Origin of the sequence: Pseudomonas guariconensis, from assembly GCF_015680235.1 — a bacterium.
Classification (GTDB): Bacteria; Pseudomonadota; Gammaproteobacteria; order Pseudomonadales; family Pseudomonadaceae; genus Aquipseudomonas; species Aquipseudomonas guariconensis_A.
Genome location: NZ_JADLJL010000017.1, coordinates 20,787 through 39,783 on the forward strand (window position 1 = coordinate 20,787; position 18,997 = coordinate 39,783).

Consider the following 18,997-nt stretch of genomic DNA (forward strand, 5'->3'; position numbering starts at 1 on the left):
AGTCTGAAATCCAATGCAAAATCAGCAAATCCGTATCAGGTTGAAGGCTTTTGACCATCGCCTGATCGACCAATCCACCCAGGAAATCGTGGAAACCGCGAAACGTACTGGTGCACAAGTGCGTGGTCCAATTCCACTGCCAACCCGCAAAGAGCGTTTCACCGTTCTGGTTTCCCCGCACGTCAACAAAGACGCGCGTGACCAGTACGAGATTCGCACTCATAAGCGTGTTCTGGACATCGTCCAGCCGACGGATAAAACCGTTGACGCGCTGATGAAGCTTGATCTCGCGGCAGGCGTGGAAGTGCAGATCAGCCTCGGCTAAGACTTCGGTCTGGTCGTGTAACGCTCTGAAATGGGCGGCCATAGCGGGTGAAAGCCCCGTACACTCATGAGGTTTACAACATGACTATTGGTGTAGTCGGTCGTAAGTGCGGCATGACCCGCATTTTCACCGAAGAAGGTGTCTCCATTCCGGTCACGGTCATCGAGATCGAGCCGAATCGCGTCACCCAGTTCAAAACTGAAGAAACCGATGGCTACCGTGCAGTGCAAGTCACTGTAGGCGAGCGTCGTGCTTCGCGCGTGACTGCCGCTCAGGCAGGTCACTTCGCCAAGGCTAACGTTGCCGCTGGTCGCGGTGTTTGGGAGTTCCGTCTTGAAGAAGGCGATTTCCAGGCTGGCGATCTGATCAAAGCTGAACTCTTCACTGCAGGCCAGCTGGTAGACGTAACCGGTCAGTCCAAAGGTAAAGGCTTCGCCGGTACCATCAAGCGTTGGAACTTCCGTGGTCAGGACAACACCCACGGTAACTCCGTATCGCACCGTGTCCCTGGCTCCATCGGCCAGTGCCAGACTCCTGGTCGTGTATTCAAGGGCAAGAAGATGTCCGGTCACATGGGCGCCGAGCGCGTGACTGTTCAGTCCCTGGAAGTAGTACGCGTAGACGCAGAACGCAACCTGCTGCTGGTCAAGGGTGCCGTTCCAGGCGCTACTGGCGGCGACGTGGTTGTGCGTCCAGCTGTCAAGGCTCGCGGTTAAGGGGAAACTGACATGCAACTCAATGTAAATGACGCTCAGGCGATCGAAGTTTCCGAACTGACTTTCGGTGGCGAATTCAACGAGACGCTGGTACACCAAGCAGTCGTGGCCTACATGGCCGGCGGCCGTCAGGGCACCAAGCAGCAGAAGACCCGTTCCGACGTGGCTGGTGGCGGTAAGCGCCCATGGCGTCAGAAGGGCACCGGCCGTGCTCGTGCCGGTACCACTCGTGGCCCGATCTGGCGCGGCGGTGGTGTCACCTTCGCAGCTCGTCCTCAGGATCACTCGCAGAAGCTCAACAAGAAGATGTACCGCGCAGCCCTGCGCTCCATCCTCTCCGAGCTGGTACGTAGCGAGCGCCTGGTCGTAGTTCAGGACTTCGCAGTCGAAGCCCCGAAGACCAAGGACCTGCTGAACAAGCTGAACGGCATGGGTCTGAACGACGTACTGATCGTTTCCGACGCCGTTGATCAGAACCTGTACCTGGCTGCTCGTAACCTGCCGCACGTCGACGTACGTGACGTTCAGGGTTCCGATCCGGTCAGTCTGATCGCATACGAGAAAGTGTTGATCACTGTCTCGGCCGTGAAGAAATTCGAGGAGCTGCTGGGATGAACCAGGAACGCGTATTTAAAGTCCTCCTTGGCCCGCACGTTTCCGAGAAGGCTACCGTTCTGGCTGAGAAGAAAGGCCAGTTCGTATTCAAGGTTGCTACCGACGCAACCAAGCTGGAAATCAAGAAAGCTGTCGAAGGCCTGTTCAACGTAAAAGTTGAAAACGTGTCGACCGTCAACGTTCTGGGTAAAACCAAGCGTACCGCACGTGGTCTGGGCAAGCGCAATGACTGGAAGAAGGCGATCGTCTCCCTTCAGCCAGGCCAAGATCTCGATTTCAGCAGCAGTGCTGAGTAAGGAAGGGGTGCATCATGGCAATCGTTAAATGCAAACCGACTTCCCCTGGCCGCCGTTTCGTGGTCAAGGTGGTCAACAAGGAGCTGCACAAAGGCGCTCCTCACGCACCGCTGATCGAGAAGAAATCGAAGTCTGGTGGTCGTAACAACAATGGCCGCATCACCACTCGTCACGTTGGTGGTGGTCATAAGCAGCATTACCGTCTGGTCGACTTCCGTCGCAACGACAAAGATGGCATCCCTGCCACTGTCGAGCGTATCGAATACGACCCGAACCGTACTGCTCACATCGCCCTGCTGTGCTACGCAGACGGCGAGCGTCGCTACATCATCGCCCCTAAGGGCGTTGTTGCCGGTGACCAGCTGATCGCAGGTGCCCTGGCCCCAATCAAGGCCGGTAACACCCTGCAACTGCGCAACATCCCAGTAGGTAGCACCATTCACGGCATCGAACTGAAGCCGGGCAAAGGTGCACAGATCGCTCGTTCCGCTGGTGCTTCGGCTCAGCTGATCGCTCGTGAAGGCGCTTACGTGACCCTGCGTCTGCGCTCTGGTGAAATGCGTAAAGTACTGGCTGAGTGCCGTGCGACCCTGGGCGAAGTCTCGAACTCCGAGCACAGCCTGCGTTCGCTGGGTAAAGCTGGTGCCAAACGCTGGCGCGGCGTTCGCCCAACCGTTCGTGGTGTTGCCATGAACCCGGTTGACCACCCGCATGGTGGTGGTGAAGGTCGTACCTCCGGTGGTCGTCATCCGGTATCGCCATGGGGCTTCCCAACCAAGGGTGCGAAAACCCGTGGTAATAAGCGTACCGACAACATGATCGTCCGTCGTCGCAAGTAACTAGAGGGATACGACAGTGCCACGTTCTCTGAAAAAAGGTCCTTTTATCGATCTTCACCTTCTGAAGAAGATCGAAGTGGCGGTGGAGAAGAACGATCGCAAGCCAGTTAAAACCTGGTCGCGCCGTTCGATGATCCTGCCACAAATGGTCGGTCTGACCATCGCGGTACACAACGGTCGCCAGCACGTCCCCGTTCTCGTGAACGAAGACATGGTCGGCCACAAACTGGGCGAGTTCGCCGGTACCCGCACCTATCGCGGGCACGTGGCTGACAAGAAAGCCAAGCGTTAAGGGGTAAGGAAATGGAAGTAGCCGCTAAGTTGTCGGGCGCTCGAATCTCCGCCCAGAAAGCCCGCTTGGTCGCCGACCAGATCCGCGGGAAGAAGGTGGGCGAAGCGCTCAACCTGTTGGCCTTCAGCAGCAAAAAAGCCGCTGAAATCATGAAGAAAGTCCTCGAGTCGGCCGTTGCCAACGCCGAACACAACGAAGGCGCAGACGTTGATGACCTGAAGGTCTCCACCGTCTTCGTCAACGAAGGGCGTTCGCTGAAGCGCATCATGCCGCGTGCCAAAGGCCGCGCTGATCGCATCGTCAAGCGGTCTTGCCATATCACTGTCAAGGTTGCGGACAAGTAACGGAGTCGATCAGATGGGTCAGAAAGTACATCCCACTGGCATTCGCCTGGGAATCGTCAAGGAGCACACCTCCGTCTGGTATGCAGACGGCGCTACTTACGCAGATTACCTGTTGAAGGATCTGAAAACGCGTGAGTACCTCCAGGACAAACTAAAAAGCGCGTCCGTAAGCCGTATCGATATTCATCGTCCGGCTCAAACTGCACGCATCACCATCCACACCGCTCGTCCCGGTATCGTTATCGGCAAGAAAGGTGAGGACGTTGAGAAGCTGCGTCAGGACCTGACCAAGCAGATGGGTGTGCCTGTGCACATCAACATCGAAGAGATCCGCAAGCCGGAACTCGACGCTATGCTGGTTGCGCAGAGCGTAGCTCAGCAGCTGGAGCGCCGCGTAATGTTCCGTCGCGCCATGAAGCGCGCCGTACAGAACGCCATGCGTATTGGTGCCAAAGGCATCAAGATCCAGGTGAGCGGTCGTCTCGGCGGTGCCGAGATCGCACGTACCGAGTGGTATCGCGAAGGTCGTGTGCCCCTGCACACCCTGCGTGCCGATATCGACTACAACACCTACGAAGCTCACACCACCTACGGTGTGATCGGTGTGAAGGTTTGGATCTTCAAAGGCGAAGTGATTGGTGGTCGCCAAGAAGAGCTGAAGCCGCAAGCACCAGCGCCTCGTAAAAAAGCTGCTAAGTAAGGGGTACGCCAAATGTTGCAACCAAAGCGTACAAAATTCCGCAAGCAGATGACCGGCCACAACCGTGGTCTGGCACTGCGCGGTAGCAAGGTCAGCTTCGGCGAATTCGCCCTGAAGGCTGTTGCTCGCGGTCGTCTCACCGCCCGTCAGATCGAGTCGGCACGTCGTGCCCTGACCCGTCACGTAAAACGTGGCGGCAAGATCTGGATCCGTGTATTCCCGGACAAGCCGGTTACCAAGAAGCCTCTCGAGGTTCGTATGGGTAAAGGTAAGGGTTCCGTTGAGTACTGGGTTGCCCAGATCCAGCCAGGCAAGGTCCTGTACGAGATCGAGGGTGTTTCTGAAGAGCTGGCGCGTGAGGCCTTCGCCCTGGCTGCTGCAAAGCTGCCACTCGCCACCTCCTTTGTTAAGCGGACGGTGATGTGATGAAAGCGAATGAACTTCGTGAACAATCGGCACAGCAGCTGAACGAGCAACTGCTCGGCTTGCTGCGCGACCAGTTCAATCTGCGTATGCAGAAAGCAACTGGCCAGTTGGGGCAGTCGCACCTGCTCTCGCAAGTTAAGCGTGACATCGCTCGCGTGAAAACTGTGCTCAACCAGCAGGCAGGTAAGTGATCATGGCTGAAGCTGAAAAAACCGTCCGTACGCTGACTGGCCGTGTCGTCAGCGACAAAATGGACAAGACCATCACCGTTCTGATCGAGCGTCGCGTCAAGCACCCGATCTACGGTAAATACGTTAAGCGTTCGACTAAGCTGCACGCGCACGACGAGACCAACCAGTGCAAGATCGGCGACAAGGTTTCCATCCGTGAAACCCGTCCGCTGGCCAAGACCAAGTCCTGGGCACTGGTTGAAGTCCTCGAACGCGCTGTTGAAGTCTAAGGGCGAAGGGTCGGAGAAATTTTATGATTCAGACTCAATCCATGCTCGATGTGGCCGATAACAGCGGCGCTCGTCGCGTCATGTGCATCAAGGTGCTCGGCGGTTCCCACCGCCGTTACGCCGGTATCGGTGACATCATCAAAGTTACCGTCAAGGAAGCAATTCCGCGCGGTAAGGTCAAAAAAGGCCAGGTGATGACTGCTGTTGTCGTCCGTACCCGTCACGGTGTACGTCGCGCTGACGGTTCCATCATTCGTTTCGACGGCAACGCTGCTGTTCTGCTGAACACCAAGCAAGAGCCGATCGGCACTCGCATCTTCGGGCCAGTGACCCGTGAACTTCGTACCGAGAAGTTCATGAAGATCGTCTCGCTCGCCCCTGAAGTGCTCTAAGGAGATCCGACATGCAAAAGATTCGTCGTGACGACGAGATCATCGTGATCGCCGGCAAGGACAAAGGTAAGCGCGGTAAGGTGCTGAAGGTGCTCGCTGACAACCGTCTGGTTGTTGGCGGTGTCAACCTGGTCAAGCGTCATACCAAGCCTAACCCGATGGCGGGCGTCCAGGGCGGTATCGTCGAAAAAGAAGCGCCTCTGCACGCTTCCAACGTTGCCATTTTCAATGGTGAAACCAACAAGGCTGACCGCGTTGGCTTCAAGGTTGAAGACGGCAAGAAAATTCGTGTCTTCAAGTCGACCCAGAAAGCGGTTGATGCTTGAACACTGCTAGGTAGAAGACAATGGCACGACTGAAAGAGATTTACCGGAACGAAATCGCTCCCAAGCTTAAGGAAGAACTTAAGCTGGCGAACGTGATGGAAGTTCCTCGCGTAACCAAGATCACCCTGAACATGGGTCTGGGCGAAGCGGTCGGTGACAAGAAGGTCATCGAGAACGCCGTTGCCGACCTGGAAAAGATCACCGGTCAAAAGCCGGTCGTGACTTTCGCTCGCAAGTCGATTGCGGGTTTCAAGGTTCGTGAAGGTTGGCCGATCGGCGTCAAGGTAACCCTGCGCCGCGATCGTATGTACGAATTCCTGGACCGCCTGCTGGCGATCTCCCTGCCTCGGGTTCGCGACTTCCGCGGCCTGAATGCCAAGTCCTTCGATGGTCGTGGCAACTACAGCATGGGCGTGAAAGAGCAGATCATCTTCCCGGAAATCGATTACGACAAGATCGATGCTCTGCGCGGTCTGGACATCACCCTGACCACCACTGCTCGTACGGATGACGAAGGCCGCGCCCTGCTGCGTGCTTTCAAATTCCCGTTCCGCAACTGATTGGAGTAGGAAAATGGCCAAGAAGAGCATGAAGAACCGCGAGCTGAAGCGTCAGCTCACGGTAGCCAAGTACGCTAAAAAGCGCGCTGAGCTGAAAGCGACCATCGTCAACCTGAACGCCTCTCCAGAAGAGCGTTTTGCTGCCGTAGTCGCCCTGCAGAAGCAGCCGCGTGACGCCAGCGCCTCGCGCCTGCGCAACCGTTGCCGCCTGACCGGTCGTCCTCACGGTGTATACCGTAAGTTCGGCCTGGGCCGTAACATGCTGCGTCAAGCTGCAATGCGCGGTGACGTACCAGGTCTGGTCAAGGCCTCCTGGTAATCGCTGCCGGTGCAGTCCCGACGGAAGGGGAGCAATCTTCCGACCGTCGGTGACCTCGCCAACAAACAAGCCCCTTCATGGGGCTTGTTTCGTTTCTGTCTTGTGTCTAGAATGACCGGCTCACCTGAGCCCGGGTTTTTTACCCTGCCCGCTCGGGTGGTTGTGATAGCCGCAAGGCTAATAATTCTTGTATCAGGAGCATCTAGCCCATGAGTATGCAGGACCCGTTAGCGGACATGCTAACTCGCATCCGTAATGCCCAGATGGCTGAAAAGTCCGTCGTAAGCATGCCTTCCTCCACCCTGAAGGTCGCGGTTGCCAAAGTTCTGAAGGACGAAGGTTACATCGCTGGCTACCAGGTCAGTGGCGAAGCCAAACCCTCCCTGTCGATCGAACTGAAGTACTTCGAAGGCCGTCCGGTCATCGAGGAACTGAAGCGCTCCAGCCGTCCAGGCCTGCGCCAGTACAAGTCCGTCGCAGACCTGCCGAAAGTACGTGGCGGCCTGGGCGTGTCTATTGTCTCCACCAACAAAGGTGTGATGACTGATCGCGCTGCGCGCGCTGCCGGTGTTGGCGGCGAAGTTCTGTGCACAGTGTTCTAAGGGGAGATAGGCATGTCTCGCGTCGCTAAGAACCCCGTTAAGCTGCCTTCCGGCGTCGAAGTCAAATTCGCCGGCCAGCAGCTTTCGGTGAAGGGTGTCAAGGGCACTCTCGAACTGAACGTTCACTCGTCTGTTGAAATCACCCAGGAAGCTGGTGAGCTGCGTTTCGCCGCTCGCAACGGTGACCAGCAAGCTCGCGCCATGGCCGGTACTACCCGTGCCCTGGTGAACAACATGGTCCAGGGCGTAAGCCAAGGCTTCGAGCGTAAGCTCCAGCTGGTCGGTGTTGGTTACAAGGCACAGGCCAAGGGCAGCGTCCTGAACCTGGCTCTGGGCTTCTCGCACCCAGTGGACTACGAACTGCCAGCCGGCATCACCGCTGAAACCCCCAGCCAGACCGACATCCTGATCAAGGGTATCGACAAGCAGCTGGTTGGTCAGGTGGCCGCTGAAATCCGCGACTTCCGTCCGCCAGAGCCTTACAAAGGCAAGGGTGTGCGTTACGCGGACGAAGTAGTCCGTCGTAAAGAAGCCAAGAAGAAGTAGGGCCTAGCAAATGACCGACAAAAAAGTTACTCGACTGCGTCGCGCTCGCAAAGCACGCCTGAAAATGCACGAACTCGAAGTCGTGCGTCTCTGCGTGTTCCGCTCCTCGCAGCACATCTACGCCCAGGTCATTTCGGCCGACGGCAGCAAGGTTCTGGCAAGCGCCTCGACCTTGGACAAAGAACTGCGTGATGGCGCCACCGGCAACATCGACGCGGCCACTAAGGTTGGCAAGCTGGTAGCTGAGCGTGCGAAAGCCGCCGGTGTATCTCAAGTTGCCTTTGACCGTTCCGGCTTCAAGTACCACGGCCGCGTCAAGGCGCTGGCTGATGCTGCTCGTGAAGGCGGGCTGGAGTTCTAAGTTATGGCAAATAACGATCAAAAGCGCGACGAAGGCTACATCGAGAAGCTGGTTCAAGTTAACCGCGTAGCTAAAACCGTTAAAGGCGGCCGTATCTTCACCTTCACCGCGCTGACCGTGGTAGGTGACGGCAAGGGGCGTGTTGGTTTCGGCCGTGGCAAATCGCGCGAAGTACCTGCCGCGATCCAGAAAGCCATGGAAGCTGCCCGTCGCAACATGATTCAAGTCGACCTGAAGGGCACCACCCTGCAGTACGCCACCAAGGCCGCCCACGGCGCCTCGAAGGTCTACATGCAGCCTGCCTCGGAAGGTACCGGTATCATCGCCGGCGGCGCAATGCGTGCTGTCCTGGAAGTTGCTGGTGTCCAGAACGTTCTGGCCAAGTGCTACGGTTCGACCAACCCAGTGAACGTGGTTTACGCCACCTTCAAGGGTCTGAAAGCCATGCAATCTCCTGAGTCCATTGCTGCCAAGCGCGGCAAGAGCGTTGAGGAGATCATCTGATCATGGCAACTGTAAAAGTAACGCTGATCAAAAGCACCGCCGGCCGTCTGCCTAACCACAAACTGTGCGTTAAAGGCCTGGGTCTGCGTCGCATCGGTCACACTGTAGAAGTCCAGGATACTCCCGAGAACCGCGGGATGATCAACAAGGCTTACTACATGCTGAAGGTCGAGGGTTAATCGATGAAACTCAATGATCTGAGTCCAGCGCCGGGTTCCCGTCGCGAGAAGCATCGTCCGGGTCGTGGTATCGGTAGCGGTTTGGGTAAGACTGGTGGCCGTGGTCACAAAGGTCAGACCTCCCGTTCCGGTGGTTCGATCGCTCCGGGCTTCGAAGGCGGTCAACAGCCGCTGCACCGTCGTCTGCCGAAGTTCGGCTTCGTTTCCCTGAAAGCCATGGACCGCGCCGAAGTGCGTCTGTCCGAGCTGGCCAAGGTGGAAGGCGACGTGATCTCCGTGCAATCCCTGAAGGATGCCAACGTGATCGGCCAGCACGTACAGCGCGTGAAAATCATGCTGTCGGGCGAAGTCACTCGCGCAGTCACCATCAAGGGTATCGCAGCCACCAAGGGTGCGCGTGCGGCTATCGAAGCAGCTGGCGGCAAGTTCGAGGAATAAATGGCTAAGCAAGGTGCTCTCTCTTCGCTCGGAAAGGGCGGGATGTCGGAACTCTGGGCTCGTCTGCGCTTTCTGTTCATGGCGATCATCGTCTATCGGATCGGCGCGCATATCCCGGTGCCTGGCATCAACCCGGACCGTCTGGCGGATCTGTTTCGGCAGAATGAGGGGACCATTCTTAGCTTGTTCAACATGTTTTCCGGTGGCGCGCTGGAGCGCATGAGCATCTTTGCACTGGGGATCATGCCGTACATCTCGGCGTCGATCATCATGCAGCTCATGACCGCGGTCAGCCCGCAACTGGAGCAGTTGAAGAAGGAAGGTGAAGCTGGCCGTCGCAAGATCAGCCAGTACACCCGCTACGGCACCGTTATCCTGGCACTGGTTCAAGCCATTGGCATGTCCATTGGCCTGGCCAACCAGGGCGTGGCGTTTTCTGTTGGTCTGGGCTTCCATGTTGTCGCCGTTGCTACTTTCGTGGCCGGCGCGATGTTCATGATGTGGCTGGGCGAGCAGATCACCGAGCGCGGTGTGGGCAACGGTATCTCGATGTTGATCTTCGCAGGTATCGTTGCCGGTCTTCCGAGAGCAATCGGGCAGTCTTTCGAGTCTGCGCGTACGGGTGATATCAACATTTTCGCCCTGGTCGCTATCGGTTTGCTTGCAGTAGCGATTATCGGCTTCGTGGTGTTCATCGAGCGTGGTCAGCGTCGTATCGCCGTTCACTACGCCAAGCGTCAGCAGGGCCGTAAGGTCTTTGCCGCGCAGACCAGCCACTTGCCGCTCAAGGTGAACATGGCAGGGGTTATCCCGGCCATTTTCGCCAGCAGCATTCTGCTGTTCCCGGCTTCGCTGGGTGCCTGGTTCGGTCAGTCCGAGGGTATGGGCTGGCTGCAGGACATCTCGCAGTCGATCGCTCCTGGTCAGCCGTTGAACATTCTGCTGTTTAGTGCAGGGATCATTTTCTTCTGCTTCTTCTACACAGCGCTGATGTTCAACCCGAAAGACGTAGCGGAAAACCTGAAGAAGTCCGGTGCCTTTATTCCGGGTATCCGTCCTGGTGAGCAGTCGGCACGCTACATTGATGGCGTTCTGACCCGTTTGACCATGTTCGGTGCTCTTTACATGATGGCCGTCTGCCTTCTGCCCCAGTTCCTGGTGGTGGCAGCAAACGTGCCGTTCTACCTTGGCGGGACCTCGTTGCTGATTGTGGTAGTGGTTGTGATGGACTTCATGTCCCAAGTACAATCGCACCTCGTTTCGCACCAGTACGAATCCCTGATGAAGAAAGCCAACCTGAAAGGCTACGGTGGCAGCGGTCTGCTGCGCTGATAGACCCCTAAGGTTCGAGGAGTCGGTAATGAAAGTTCGTGCATCGGTGAAAAAGCTGTGCCGCAACTGCAAGATCATTCGTCGCGAAGGTATCGTTCGCGTGATCTGCAGCGCGGAACCGCGTCACAAGCAGCGCCAAGGCTGAGTGTGATCCGCGCTTCAAACCCAGCAGCTAGTGTGCTGCTGGGTTGATTATTCGTTTCTACAGCGATATTATCTCGCGCCCTATTTCTTGGCTTCCGGGGCGTAGGTAGCTGTCAATTGGAGTCCCACTGAATGGCCCGTATTGCAGGCGTCAACATTCCAGATAACAAGCACACTGTTATCTCGCTGACCTACATCTATGGTGTCGGTCGCACTACTGCACAGAAGATCTGTGCAGATGCTGGTGTGAACCCAGCCGCTAAGATCAAGGATCTGAGCGACGAGCAAATCGAAACCCTGCGTGGCGAAGTTGCGAAGATCACCACCGAAGGTGATCTGCGTCGTGACATCAACATGAAGATCAAGCGCTTGATGGACCTGGGTTGCTACCGCGGCCTGCGTCATCGTAAAGGTCTGCCGGTTCGCGGTCAGCGCACCAAGACCAACGCACGCACCCGTAAGGGCCCGCGTAAGCCGATCCGCAAGTAATCGCCCAGGAATATAGACATGGCAAAACCTGCTGCTCGTCCTCGTAAAAAAGTCAAAAAGACAGTGGTTGATGGCATCGCCCACATCCATGCGTCTTTCAACAACACCATCGTGACCATCACCGACCGTCAGGGCAACGCTTTGTCCTGGGCGACCTCCGGTGGTTCGGGTTTCCGTGGTTCGCGCAAATCCACCCCGTTCGCAGCCCAGATCGCTGCTGAGCGTGCTGGTCAAGCTGCGCTGGAATATGGCCTGAAGAACCTCGACGTCAACGTCAAGGGCCCAGGTCCAGGTCGTGAGTCCGCCGTTCGTGCACTGAACAGCTGCGGCTACAAGATCGCCAGCATCACCGACGTGACGCCAATCCCGCACAACGGGTGCCGTCCGCCGAAGAAGCGTCGCGTGTAATCAGGAGACAGATAAATGGCACGTTACATTGGTCCAAAATGCAAACTGTCTCGTCGTGAAGGCACCGATCTGTTCCTGAAGAGCGGCGTTCGCGCTCTGGAATCGAAGTGCAACATCGAAGCAGCCCCAGGTATCCACGGCCAGCGCCGTGGCCGTCAGTCCGACTACGGTACCCAGCTGCGCGAGAAGCAAAAAATTCGTCGTATCTACGGTGTCCTGGAGCGTCAGTTCCGCGGTTACTACCAGCTGGCAGCCTCGAAGAAGGGTGCTACCGGTGAGAACCTGCTGCAACTGCTCGAGTGCCGTCTGGACAACGTCGTCTACCGTATGGGCTTCGGTTCCACTCGTTCGGAATCGCGCCAGCTGGTTTCGCACAAGGCAATCAGCGTCAACGGCAAGACCGTAAACATTCCATCCTACCAAGTTCGTCCGGGTGACGTGGTCGCGGTTCGCGAGAAGTCGCAGAACCAGCTGCGCATTGTTCAAGCCCTTGAACTGTGCGCCCAGCGTGGCCGAGTTGAGTGGGTTGACGTGGATGCTGCCAAGAAGTCGGGCGTTTTCAAGAACGTTCCTGCTCGCAGCGACCTGTCCGCCGACATCAACGAAAACCTGATTGTCGAGCTCTACTCCAAGTAAGGGCTAGAAAATAGGTGCATCCATGCAGATTTCGGTAAATGAGTTCCTGACACCCCGCCACATCGATGTGCAGGTTGTCAGTCCGACCCGCGCCAAGATCACGCTCGAGCCTCTCGAGCGTGGTTTCGGCCATACCCTGGGCAACGCGCTGCGCCGCATCCTGTTGTCCTCCATGCCTGGCTGTGCAGTAGTCGAGGCCGAGATCGATGGCGTACTCCATGAGTACTCCGCGATCGAAGGTGTACAGGAAGACGTCATTGAAATCCTGTTGAACCTCAAAGGCCTGGCCATCAAGCTGCACGGTCGTGACGAAGTTACGCTGACCTTGTCGAAAAAGGGTTCGGGGGTGGTTACCGCTGCCGATATTCAGCTGGATCACGATGTCGAGATCGTCAATCCCGATCACGTAATCGCGAACCTGGCGTCCAACGGCGCCCTGAACATGAAGCTCACCGTAGCTCGTGGTCGCGGTTACGAGCCGGCCGACTCCCGTCAAACCGACGAAGACGAAAGCCGCAGCATCGGCCGTCTGCAGCTGGACGCTTCGTTCAGCCCGGTGCGTCGTATCGCCTACGTGGTCGAGAACGCCCGTGTTGAACAGCGTACCAACCTGGACAAGCTGGTCATCGACCTGGAAACCAACGGTACCCTGGATCCTGAAGAGGCCATCCGTCGTGCCGCGACCATCCTGCAGCAGCAGCTGGCCGCGTTCGTCGACCTCAAAGGTGACAGCGAGCCTGTTGTAGTCGAGCAGGAAGACGAGATCGATCCGATCCTGCTGCGTCCGGTTGACGATCTGGAACTGACCGTACGTTCGGCCAACTGCCTCAAGGCGGAGAACATCTACTACATCGGCGACCTGATTCAGCGTACCGAAGTAGAGCTGTTGAAGACTCCGAACCTGGGCAAGAAGTCCCTGACTGAAATCAAGGACGTCCTGGCCTCCCGTGGTCTGTCTCTCGGCATGCGCCTCGACAACTGGCCGCCTGCAAGTCTTAAGAAAGACGACAAGGCGACCGCCTGATCGTCGTAATCACCGAACGTAGTGTTTGGTAAGGAATGAATCATGCGTCATCGTAAAAGTGGACGTCACCTGAGCCGTACCAGCTCTCACCGCAAGGCTATGTTCCAGAACATGGCAGTGTCGCTGATCGAGCACGAGCTGATCAAAACCACCCTGCCGAAAGCCAAGGAACTGCGCCGCGTTGCCGAGCCGCTGATCACCCTGGCCAAGGAAGACAGCGTCGCCAACCGTCGCCTGGCTTTCGACCGTACCCGTTCGAAAGCTGCCGTTGGCAAGCTGTTCAACGACCTGGGCAAGCGCTACGCCACCCGTCAGGGCGGCTACCTGCGTATCCTGAAGTGCGGTTTCCGCGCTGGCGACAACGCGCCTATGGCGTACGTCGAGCTGGTTGATCGTCCGGTCGGTGGTGCTGTAGAAGCTGCCGAGTAAGACATCAGTCTGCTACAAGAAACCGGGCCTCGTGCCCGGTTTTTTGTGCGTGTATGAATTGCTATTTTCTATCGATCTTACTTATTCAATGAATTAGTTCTTGTCACCTGGCTCGACCATACTTGTCAGCACGCCGATACAGCGGCAGCCCTAGACTGATAAGGAGAGCCCATGAGCAAGATTCTCACCACCGCCAGCGGTGCCCCAGTAGCCGACAACCAGAACTCCCGTTCGGCAGGCCCACGCGGCCCGCTGCTGCTCGACGATTTCCACTTGGTCGAGAAGCTCGCCCATTTCAACCGCGAGAACATCCCTGAGCGCCGTGTGCATGCCAAGGGATCGGGCGCCTACGGCACCTTCACCGTGACCCGTGACATCACCCAGTACACTAGCGCCAAGCTGTTCGACAGCATCGGTAAGCAAACCGAGACCTTCCTTCGTTTCTCTACGGTCGGCGGCGAGCGGGGCTCGGCCGACACCGAGCGTGACCCGCGCGGTTTCGCAGTCAAGTTCTACACCGAGGAAGGCAATTGGGACATCGTGGGCAACAACACGCCGGTGTTCTTCATCCGCGATCCGCTCAAGTTCCCTGACTTCATCCATACCCAGAAGCGCCACCCGCAAAGCAACCTGAAGAATGCCCAGATGATGTGGGATTTCTGGTCCCATTCCCCTGAGGCGCTGCACCAGGTCACCATCCTGTTCTCCGACCGTGGTATCCCTGACGGGTACCGGCACATGCACGGCTTCGGTAGCCATACCTACAGCCTGATCAATGCCGAGGGCGAGCGCACCTGGGTCAAATGGCACTTCAAGACCCAGCAGGGCATCAAGAACCTCGCGCCCGCCGAAGCTGCCCGCTTGGCAGGTACTGACCCGGACTACGCCCAGCGTGACCTGTTCGAAGCCATCGAACGCGGTGACTACCCACGTTGGACCGTGTGCATCCAGGTGATGAGCGAGGCCGAAGCCGCGGGGCGCGCTGAGAACCCCTTCGACGTGACCAAGACCTGGTCGCAGAAGGACTACCCGCTGATCGAGGTCGGTGTGCTGGAGCTCAACCGCAACCCGCTCAACTATTTCGCGGAAGTCGAGCAGGCGGCCTTCGGCCCGAGCAACATGGTTCCGGGTGTCGGCTTGTCGCCGGACCGGATGCTGCAAGGTCGGGTATTCGCCTACGCTGACGCCCACCGCTACCGTGTCGGTACCAATCACCAGCAGTTGCCGGTGAATGCCCCGCGCAGCCCGGTGCACAGCTACCAGCGCGATGGTGCGATGGCCTCCGGCAGCTATGGCGGTGCCCCGAACTATGAGCCCAACAGCTACAGCGACGCGCCTAAGCAATCTCCGCGGCATGCCGAGCCGGCGCTGGCCCTGCAAGGTGCTGCCGATCGCTACGATCATCGCGAGGACAACGATTACTTCAGCCATGCCGGTGCGTTGTTCCGGCTGATGAATGCTGAGCAGCAAGCTTTGCTCATCAGCAATATCGCCGGCGCGATGACCGGGGTCAGCATGGATGTGGTGCAGCGCCAGTTGCAGTACTTCTTCAAGGCGGACCCGGCCTATGGCGAGGGGATCGCCAAGGCGTTGGGCGTGAATCTCGCCTAAGTCGAAGTGATAAGAAGAACCGCCCTCATTTGGGCGGTTTTTCAATGAATATCACTACTGTTTAACCGATTTTTTGCTTCTAATTGCGCGTTTCTCCGTGACCGCGAGGCAAAGCTGGTTCACACTATTGGCATTGACGCATTCACAGGGAGAAGCAGGGCGATGCAAGGTCACCCGGACGTAATCAACTACCTCGTCACGTTGCTGAAGGGCGAACTGGCAGCGCGCGACCAGTACTTCATCCATTCGCGCATGTACGAAGACTGGGGCCTGTCCAAGCTCTACGAACGTATCAATCACGAAATGGAAGAAGAGACCCAGCACGCCGACGCCCTGATGCGCCGCATCCTCATGCTCGAAGGTACGCCGGACATGCGCGCCGATGATCTGGAAGTGGGCAGCACTGTGCCCGAGATGATCGAGGCCGACCTCAAGCTCGAGTACAAGGTGCGTGCGGCGCTGTGCAAAGGCATCGAGTTGTGCGAGCTGCACAAGGACTACATCAGCCGCGACATCCTGCGTGCGCAGTTGGCCGATACCGAGGAAGACCACACCTATTGGCTGGAGAAGCAGCAGGGGTTGATCAAGGCCATCGGCCTGGAGAACTACCTGCAGTCGCAGATGTAAAAGCTGGGCTGCTTTGCAGCCCTTTCGCGGCACGAGGCCGCTCCTACAGGACAGCGCAAACCGCGGTCTTGTAAGAGCGGCCTCGTGCCGTGAAAGGGGCGCAAAACGCCCCCGTCCTCAAGCCCGATCCCGCTCCAGCAGCGGCTTGAGGTAATGCCCGGTATAGGACTGCTTCATCTCGGCCAGTTCCTCTGGCGTACCGCAGGCAATGATCTGGCCGCCCTTGGAGCCTCCCTCCGGTCCCAGATCCACCAACCAGTCCGCGGTCTTGATCACATCCAGGTTGTGCTCGATCACCACCACGGTATTGCCGTGGTCACGCAAGCGATGCAGCACGTCCAACAGTTGCTGGATGTCGGCGAAATGCAGGCCGGTGGTCGGCTCGTCGAGGATATACAGTGTCTTGCCGGTATCGCGCTTGGACAGTTCGCGAGACAACTTGACCCGCTGTGCCTCACCGCCTGACAGTGTTGTGGCCGACTGCCCCAGCTTGATGTAGGACAGGCCCACGTCCATCAACGTCTGCAGCTTGCGCGCCAGGGCTGGTACCGCGTCGAAGAACGCACGGGCATCCTCGATGGTCATTTCCAGCACTTCGTGGATGTTCTTGCCCTTGTATTTGATCTCCAGGGTCTCGCGGTTGTAGCGCTTGCTCTTGCACACATCGCACGGCACGTAGATGTCCGGCAGGAAGTGCATCTCCACCTTGATCAGGCCATCGCCCTGGCACGCCTCGCAGCGTCCGCCCTTGACGTTGAACGAGAAGCGTCCCGGGCCGTAGCCCCGAGCGCGCGACTCCGGCACGCCGGCGAACAATTCGCGGATCGGCGTGAAGATGCCGGTGTAGGTCGCCGGGTTGGAGCGCGGTGTGCGGCCGATCGGGCTCTGGTCGATGTCGACTACCTTGTCCAGGTGCTGCAGGCCGTCCAGGCTGTTGTGCGGTGCGGCCTCCAGGCTGCTGGCACCATTGAGCGCGGTGGCGGCCAGGGGGAACAGGGTATTGTTGATCAGAGTCGACTTGCCCGAGCCGGAAACCCCCGTGACGCAGGTCAGCAGGCCGATCGGGACTTCCAGGTCGACGTTCTGCAGGTTATTGCCACGGGCGCCTTTGAGCTTGAGCGCAAGCTTCTTGTTGCGCGGCGTGCGCTTGGCTGGCACGACGATCTTCTTGCGCCCGGACAGGTACTTGCCGGTGAGCGAGTCGGGGTGGGCCATCACCTCTTCTGGCGAGCCCTCGGCAACGATCCGGCCACCATGCACGCCTGCGCCAGGGCCAATGTCGACCACGTAGTCGGCCAAGCGAATGGCATCCTCGTCATGCTCCACCACGATCACCGTGTTACCTAGGTCGCGCAGGTGGTTCAGGGTGGCCAGCAGGCGGTCGTTGTCGCGCTGGTGCAGGCCAATGGACGGTTCATCGAGAATGTACATGACGCCCACCAGACCGGCACCGATCTGGCTGGCCAAGCGGATTCGCTGGGCTTCGCCGCCGGACAAGGTCTCGGCGCTGCGGTCCAGGGTCAGGTAGTCCAGGCCGACATTGACCAGGAACTGCAGGCGCTCGCAGATCTCCTTGAGGATCTTCGCCGCGATCTCGCCGCGTCGACCGGTCAGGGTCAGGTCGCTGAAATAGTCGCTGGCTTCGCCGATCGGCAGGTTGGTGACTGCCGGCAGGGTTTTCTCGCCTACCCAGACGTGACGCGCTTCGCGGCGCAGGCGGGTGCCGCGGCAATCCGGGCAGGGCTGGGTGCCGAGGTATTTGGCCAGCTCCTCGCGTACGGTGGCGGACTCGGTCTCGCGGTAGCGTCGCTCCAGGTTGGGCACGATGCCCTCGAAGGGGTGCGAGCGCTTGACGATGTCGCCACGGTCGTTGAGGTACTTGAAGTCGACGCTCTGCTTGCCGCTGCCGTGCAGGATCACCTTCTGGTGTTCAGCCGACAGCTCGCCGAACGGCAGCTCGAGGCTGAACCCGTAGTGCGAGGCCAGGGAGCCGAGCATCTGGAAGTAATAGACGTTGCGTCGGTCCCAGCCGCGTATGGCGCCCTCGGCCAGGGTCAGCTCGTTGTTGACCAGGCGCTTGGTATCGAAGAACTGTTTCACGCCCAGGCCGTCGCAGGTCGGGCAGGCGCCGGCCGGGTTGTTGAAGGAGAACAGCTTCGGCTCGAGCTCGCTGATGGCATGGCCGCACACCGGGCAGGCGAAACGGGCAGAGAAGATCATCTCTTCGCCGGCCTCGTCGTCCATCGGCGCCACCAGGGCGATGCCATCGGCGAGCTTCAGCGCGGTCTCGAAGGACTCGGCCAAGCGTTGCTGCAGGTCTTCGCGGACCTTGAAGCGGTCCACCACCACATCGATGCTGTGCTTCTTCTGCTTGTCCAGCTTGGGCAGTTCGTCGAGCTCGTACAGCTTGCCGTTGACCCGGGCGCGTACGAAACCTTGGGCGCGCAGTTCATCGAACACCGCCAGGTGCTCGCCCTTGCGCTCGCGCACTACCGGCGCCAGCAGCATCAGCTTGCTGCCTTCGGGCTGGGCGAGCACCAGGTCGACCATCTGGCTGATCGTTTGCGCCTCCAGCGGAATGTCATGGTCCGGGCAGCGTGGCGTGCCGACGCGGGCATAGAGCAGGCGCAGGTAGTCGTAGATCTCGGTGATGGTGCCGACGGTGGAGCGGGGGTTGTGCGACGTGGATTTCTGCTCGATGGAAATGGCCGGCGACAGACCCTCGATGGTATCGACGTCGGGCTTTTCCATCATGGACAGGAACTGCCGGGCGTAGGCCGACAGGGACTCCACGTAGCGACGCTGTCCCTCGGCGTACAGGGTGTCGAACGCCAGGGACGACTTGCCGGAACCGGACAGGCCGGTGATCACGATCAGCTTGTCCCGAGGCAGGGTCAGGTCGATGTTCTTCAGGTTGTGGGTGCGTGCCCCACGAATCAGGATCTTGTCCACTGCGGCCTCGCTCGGCGGGCATAAACAAAGGAGTATAAGGCGCGCTGCCAGTACGCGGCAAAGCGTCGCGTGGATGCTGTTACGCTGTCGGACTGATAGAATCGC

General features: G+C 58.5%; 31 protein-coding genes. 30 read left to right on the forward strand and 1 reads right to left on the reverse strand.

Annotated elements, in window-relative coordinates; genetic code table 11:
* The first annotated feature begins 13 nt into the window (after positions 1–13).
* From rpsJ to bfr, 30 genes are all read left to right on the forward strand, one after another.
* Positions 14–325: a 30S ribosomal protein S10 gene (rpsJ, locus tag IRZ56_RS13500; RefSeq protein ID WP_003186070.1), complete on the forward strand. Its 312-nt coding sequence runs from the start codon at positions 14–16 to the stop codon at positions 323–325.
* An 80-nt stretch (positions 326–405) separates the two neighbouring features.
* A complete protein-coding gene (gene rplC / locus IRZ56_RS13505) occupies positions 406–1,041 on the forward strand; it encodes a 50S ribosomal protein L3 (protein ID WP_043210317.1) in 636 nt (211 codons plus the stop codon).
* Positions 1,042–1,053: 12 nt separating this feature from the next.
* A complete protein-coding gene (gene rplD, locus IRZ56_RS13510; RefSeq protein ID WP_043210315.1) occupies positions 1,054–1,656 on the forward strand; it encodes a 50S ribosomal protein L4 in 603 nt (200 codons plus the stop codon).
* Positions 1,653–1,952, forward strand: coding sequence for a 50S ribosomal protein L23 (gene rplW, locus IRZ56_RS13515; protein ID WP_003255484.1), 300 nt, complete (start codon positions 1,653–1,655; stop codon positions 1,950–1,952). The genes rplD and rplW overlap by 4 nt, the downstream gene beginning before the upstream one ends.
* Positions 1,953–1,966: 14 nt before the next feature.
* Positions 1,967–2,791 carry a 50S ribosomal protein L2 gene (gene rplB / locus IRZ56_RS13520; RefSeq protein ID WP_084857313.1) on the forward strand — a complete coding sequence of 275 codons (825 nt, stop codon included), beginning with the start codon at positions 1,967–1,969 and terminating at the stop codon, positions 2,789–2,791.
* A gap of 16 nt (positions 2,792–2,807) precedes the next feature.
* Entirely contained in the window at positions 2,808–3,083 is a 276-nt protein-coding gene (rpsS, locus tag IRZ56_RS13525; protein WP_010486981.1) for a 30S ribosomal protein S19, read from the forward strand.
* 11 nt (positions 3,084–3,094) lie between these two features.
* Positions 3,095–3,427: a 50S ribosomal protein L22 gene (rplV, locus tag IRZ56_RS13530; RefSeq protein WP_003103908.1), complete on the forward strand. Its 333-nt coding sequence runs from the start codon at positions 3,095–3,097 to the stop codon at positions 3,425–3,427.
* 13 nt (positions 3,428–3,440) lie between these two features.
* On the forward strand, positions 3,441–4,127 hold the full coding sequence (gene rpsC, locus IRZ56_RS13535; protein ID WP_003255481.1) for a 30S ribosomal protein S3: 687 nt from the start codon (positions 3,441–3,443) through the stop codon (positions 4,125–4,127).
* 12 nt (positions 4,128–4,139) lie between these two features.
* Entirely contained in the window at positions 4,140–4,553 is a 414-nt protein-coding gene (rplP, locus tag IRZ56_RS13540) for a 50S ribosomal protein L16 (RefSeq protein ID WP_009397508.1), read from the forward strand.
* The gene (gene rpmC, locus IRZ56_RS13545) at positions 4,553–4,744 is read left to right on the forward strand and encodes a 50S ribosomal protein L29 (protein WP_042123524.1); all 192 of its coding nucleotides are present in this window, start codon (positions 4,553–4,555) and stop codon (positions 4,742–4,744) included. The genes rplP and rpmC overlap by 1 nt, the downstream gene beginning before the upstream one ends.
* A gap of 2 nt (positions 4,745–4,746) precedes the next feature.
* The gene (gene rpsQ / locus IRZ56_RS13550) at positions 4,747–5,013 is read left to right on the forward strand and encodes a 30S ribosomal protein S17 (protein WP_084857315.1); all 267 of its coding nucleotides are present in this window, start codon (positions 4,747–4,749) and stop codon (positions 5,011–5,013) included.
* Between the two features lie 23 nt (positions 5,014–5,036).
* A complete protein-coding gene (gene rplN / locus IRZ56_RS13555) occupies positions 5,037–5,405 on the forward strand; it encodes a 50S ribosomal protein L14 (RefSeq protein WP_008089810.1) in 369 nt (122 codons plus the stop codon).
* 11 nt (positions 5,406–5,416) lie between these two features.
* The gene (gene rplX, locus IRZ56_RS13560) at positions 5,417–5,731 is read left to right on the forward strand and encodes a 50S ribosomal protein L24 (protein ID WP_013970637.1); all 315 of its coding nucleotides are present in this window, start codon (positions 5,417–5,419) and stop codon (positions 5,729–5,731) included.
* Between the two features lie 20 nt (positions 5,732–5,751).
* Positions 5,752–6,291 (forward strand): 50S ribosomal protein L5, encoded by a 540-nt coding sequence (gene rplE, locus IRZ56_RS13565; RefSeq protein WP_084857317.1) that lies wholly within the window; start codon positions 5,752–5,754, stop codon positions 6,289–6,291.
* 13 nt (positions 6,292–6,304) lie between these two features.
* The gene (gene rpsN, locus IRZ56_RS13570) at positions 6,305–6,610 is read left to right on the forward strand and encodes a 30S ribosomal protein S14 (RefSeq protein WP_013970638.1); all 306 of its coding nucleotides are present in this window, start codon (positions 6,305–6,307) and stop codon (positions 6,608–6,610) included.
* Positions 6,611–6,819: 209 nt separating this feature from the next.
* Positions 6,820–7,212 (forward strand): 30S ribosomal protein S8, encoded by a 393-nt coding sequence (gene rpsH, locus IRZ56_RS13575; protein WP_084857318.1) that lies wholly within the window; start codon positions 6,820–6,822, stop codon positions 7,210–7,212.
* Between the two features lie 12 nt (positions 7,213–7,224).
* Positions 7,225–7,758, forward strand: a complete 534-nt coding sequence (gene rplF, locus IRZ56_RS13580) for a 50S ribosomal protein L6 (RefSeq protein WP_196145398.1) — start codon at positions 7,225–7,227, stop codon at positions 7,756–7,758.
* A gap of 10 nt (positions 7,759–7,768) precedes the next feature.
* Positions 7,769–8,119: a 50S ribosomal protein L18 gene (gene rplR / locus IRZ56_RS13585; RefSeq protein WP_009397496.1), complete on the forward strand. Its 351-nt coding sequence runs from the start codon at positions 7,769–7,771 to the stop codon at positions 8,117–8,119.
* Between the two features lie 3 nt (positions 8,120–8,122).
* A complete protein-coding gene (gene rpsE, locus IRZ56_RS13590; RefSeq protein ID WP_023382626.1) occupies positions 8,123–8,623 on the forward strand; it encodes a 30S ribosomal protein S5 in 501 nt (166 codons plus the stop codon).
* A gap of 2 nt (positions 8,624–8,625) precedes the next feature.
* Positions 8,626–8,802, forward strand: a complete 177-nt coding sequence (gene rpmD / locus IRZ56_RS13595) for a 50S ribosomal protein L30 (protein ID WP_028690238.1) — start codon at positions 8,626–8,628, stop codon at positions 8,800–8,802.
* A 3-nt stretch (positions 8,803–8,805) separates the two neighbouring features.
* Positions 8,806–9,240 carry a 50S ribosomal protein L15 gene (rplO, locus tag IRZ56_RS13600; RefSeq protein ID WP_084857322.1) on the forward strand — a complete coding sequence of 145 codons (435 nt, stop codon included), beginning with the start codon at positions 8,806–8,808 and terminating at the stop codon, positions 9,238–9,240.
* Positions 9,241–10,572 (forward strand): preprotein translocase subunit SecY, encoded by a 1,332-nt coding sequence (gene secY / locus IRZ56_RS13605; RefSeq protein ID WP_084857323.1) that lies wholly within the window; start codon positions 9,241–9,243, stop codon positions 10,570–10,572.
* Positions 10,573–10,600: 28 nt separating this feature from the next.
* A complete protein-coding gene (gene rpmJ / locus IRZ56_RS13610; RefSeq protein ID WP_011531897.1) occupies positions 10,601–10,717 on the forward strand; it encodes a 50S ribosomal protein L36 in 117 nt (38 codons plus the stop codon).
* Positions 10,718–10,848: 131 nt separating this feature from the next.
* On the forward strand, positions 10,849–11,205 hold the full coding sequence (gene rpsM / locus IRZ56_RS13615) for a 30S ribosomal protein S13 (RefSeq protein ID WP_084857325.1): 357 nt from the start codon (positions 10,849–10,851) through the stop codon (positions 11,203–11,205).
* Between the two features lie 18 nt (positions 11,206–11,223).
* Positions 11,224–11,613: a 30S ribosomal protein S11 gene (gene rpsK / locus IRZ56_RS13620; protein ID WP_003255454.1), complete on the forward strand. Its 390-nt coding sequence runs from the start codon at positions 11,224–11,226 to the stop codon at positions 11,611–11,613.
* A 15-nt stretch (positions 11,614–11,628) separates the two neighbouring features.
* Positions 11,629–12,249, forward strand: coding sequence for a 30S ribosomal protein S4 (gene rpsD, locus IRZ56_RS13625; protein WP_196145399.1), 621 nt, complete (start codon positions 11,629–11,631; stop codon positions 12,247–12,249).
* A gap of 22 nt (positions 12,250–12,271) precedes the next feature.
* On the forward strand, positions 12,272–13,273 hold the full coding sequence (locus IRZ56_RS13630; RefSeq protein WP_003255452.1) for a DNA-directed RNA polymerase subunit alpha: 1,002 nt from the start codon (positions 12,272–12,274) through the stop codon (positions 13,271–13,273).
* Positions 13,274–13,315: 42 nt separating this feature from the next.
* Positions 13,316–13,702, forward strand: coding sequence for a 50S ribosomal protein L17 (gene rplQ / locus IRZ56_RS13635; protein ID WP_043210290.1), 387 nt, complete (start codon positions 13,316–13,318; stop codon positions 13,700–13,702).
* A 171-nt stretch (positions 13,703–13,873) separates the two neighbouring features.
* Positions 13,874–15,313: a catalase gene (locus IRZ56_RS13640; RefSeq protein ID WP_196145400.1), complete on the forward strand. Its 1,440-nt coding sequence runs from the start codon at positions 13,874–13,876 to the stop codon at positions 15,311–15,313.
* A 162-nt stretch (positions 15,314–15,475) separates the two neighbouring features.
* Positions 15,476–15,940, forward strand: a complete 465-nt coding sequence (gene bfr, locus IRZ56_RS13645; RefSeq protein WP_012316512.1) for a bacterioferritin — start codon at positions 15,476–15,478, stop codon at positions 15,938–15,940.
* A gap of 117 nt (positions 15,941–16,057) precedes the next feature.
* Here bfr and uvrA read toward each other — a convergent pair whose 3' ends face one another.
* Positions 16,058–18,892 carry an excinuclease ABC subunit UvrA gene (gene uvrA, locus IRZ56_RS13650; RefSeq protein WP_196145401.1) on the reverse strand — a complete coding sequence of 945 codons (2,835 nt, stop codon included), beginning with the start codon at positions 18,890–18,892 and terminating at the stop codon, positions 16,058–16,060.
* Positions 18,893–18,997 lie beyond the last annotated feature (105 nt).

Excerpts from the sequence above, each read along its gene's own strand:
- rpsJ (WP_003186070.1), top strand. The coding sequence starts at position 14 with ATGCAAAATCAGCAAATCCGTATCAGGTTGAAGGCTTTTGACCATCGC.
- rplC (WP_043210317.1), top strand. The coding sequence starts at position 406 with ATGACTATTGGTGTAGTCGGTCGTAAGTGCGGCATGACCCGCATTTTC.
- rplD (WP_043210315.1), top strand. The coding sequence starts at position 1,054 with ATGCAACTCAATGTAAATGACGCTCAGGCGATCGAAGTTTCCGAACTG.
- rplW (WP_003255484.1), top strand. The coding sequence starts at position 1,653 with ATGAACCAGGAACGCGTATTTAAAGTCCTCCTTGGCCCGCACGTTTCC.
- rplB (WP_084857313.1), top strand. The coding sequence starts at position 1,967 with ATGGCAATCGTTAAATGCAAACCGACTTCCCCTGGCCGCCGTTTCGTG.
- rplV (WP_003103908.1), top strand. The coding sequence starts at position 3,095 with ATGGAAGTAGCCGCTAAGTTGTCGGGCGCTCGAATCTCCGCCCAGAAA.
- rpsC (WP_003255481.1), top strand. The coding sequence starts at position 3,441 with ATGGGTCAGAAAGTACATCCCACTGGCATTCGCCTGGGAATCGTCAAG.
- rplP (WP_009397508.1), top strand. The coding sequence starts at position 4,140 with ATGTTGCAACCAAAGCGTACAAAATTCCGCAAGCAGATGACCGGCCAC.
- rpmC (WP_042123524.1), top strand. The coding sequence starts at position 4,553 with ATGAAAGCGAATGAACTTCGTGAACAATCGGCACAGCAGCTGAACGAG.
- rpsQ (WP_084857315.1), top strand. The coding sequence starts at position 4,747 with ATGGCTGAAGCTGAAAAAACCGTCCGTACGCTGACTGGCCGTGTCGTC.
- rplN (WP_008089810.1), top strand. The coding sequence starts at position 5,037 with ATGATTCAGACTCAATCCATGCTCGATGTGGCCGATAACAGCGGCGCT.
- rplX (WP_013970637.1), top strand. The coding sequence starts at position 5,417 with ATGCAAAAGATTCGTCGTGACGACGAGATCATCGTGATCGCCGGCAAG.
- rplE (WP_084857317.1), top strand. The coding sequence starts at position 5,752 with ATGGCACGACTGAAAGAGATTTACCGGAACGAAATCGCTCCCAAGCTT.
- rpsN (WP_013970638.1), top strand. The coding sequence starts at position 6,305 with ATGGCCAAGAAGAGCATGAAGAACCGCGAGCTGAAGCGTCAGCTCACG.
- rpsH (WP_084857318.1), top strand. The coding sequence starts at position 6,820 with ATGAGTATGCAGGACCCGTTAGCGGACATGCTAACTCGCATCCGTAAT.
- rplF (WP_196145398.1), top strand. The coding sequence starts at position 7,225 with ATGTCTCGCGTCGCTAAGAACCCCGTTAAGCTGCCTTCCGGCGTCGAA.
- rplR (WP_009397496.1), top strand. The coding sequence starts at position 7,769 with ATGACCGACAAAAAAGTTACTCGACTGCGTCGCGCTCGCAAAGCACGC.
- rpsE (WP_023382626.1), top strand. The coding sequence starts at position 8,123 with ATGGCAAATAACGATCAAAAGCGCGACGAAGGCTACATCGAGAAGCTG.
- rpmD (WP_028690238.1), top strand. The coding sequence starts at position 8,626 with ATGGCAACTGTAAAAGTAACGCTGATCAAAAGCACCGCCGGCCGTCTG.
- rplO (WP_084857322.1), top strand. The coding sequence starts at position 8,806 with ATGAAACTCAATGATCTGAGTCCAGCGCCGGGTTCCCGTCGCGAGAAG.
- secY (WP_084857323.1), top strand. The coding sequence starts at position 9,241 with ATGGCTAAGCAAGGTGCTCTCTCTTCGCTCGGAAAGGGCGGGATGTCG.
- rpmJ (WP_011531897.1), top strand. The coding sequence starts at position 10,601 with ATGAAAGTTCGTGCATCGGTGAAAAAGCTGTGCCGCAACTGCAAGATC.
- rpsM (WP_084857325.1), top strand. The coding sequence starts at position 10,849 with ATGGCCCGTATTGCAGGCGTCAACATTCCAGATAACAAGCACACTGTT.
- rpsK (WP_003255454.1), top strand. The coding sequence starts at position 11,224 with ATGGCAAAACCTGCTGCTCGTCCTCGTAAAAAAGTCAAAAAGACAGTG.
- rpsD (WP_196145399.1), top strand. The coding sequence starts at position 11,629 with ATGGCACGTTACATTGGTCCAAAATGCAAACTGTCTCGTCGTGAAGGC.
- IRZ56_RS13630 (WP_003255452.1), top strand. The coding sequence starts at position 12,272 with ATGCAGATTTCGGTAAATGAGTTCCTGACACCCCGCCACATCGATGTG.
- rplQ (WP_043210290.1), top strand. The coding sequence starts at position 13,316 with ATGCGTCATCGTAAAAGTGGACGTCACCTGAGCCGTACCAGCTCTCAC.
- IRZ56_RS13640 (WP_196145400.1), top strand. The coding sequence starts at position 13,874 with ATGAGCAAGATTCTCACCACCGCCAGCGGTGCCCCAGTAGCCGACAAC.
- bfr (WP_012316512.1), top strand. The coding sequence starts at position 15,476 with ATGCAAGGTCACCCGGACGTAATCAACTACCTCGTCACGTTGCTGAAG.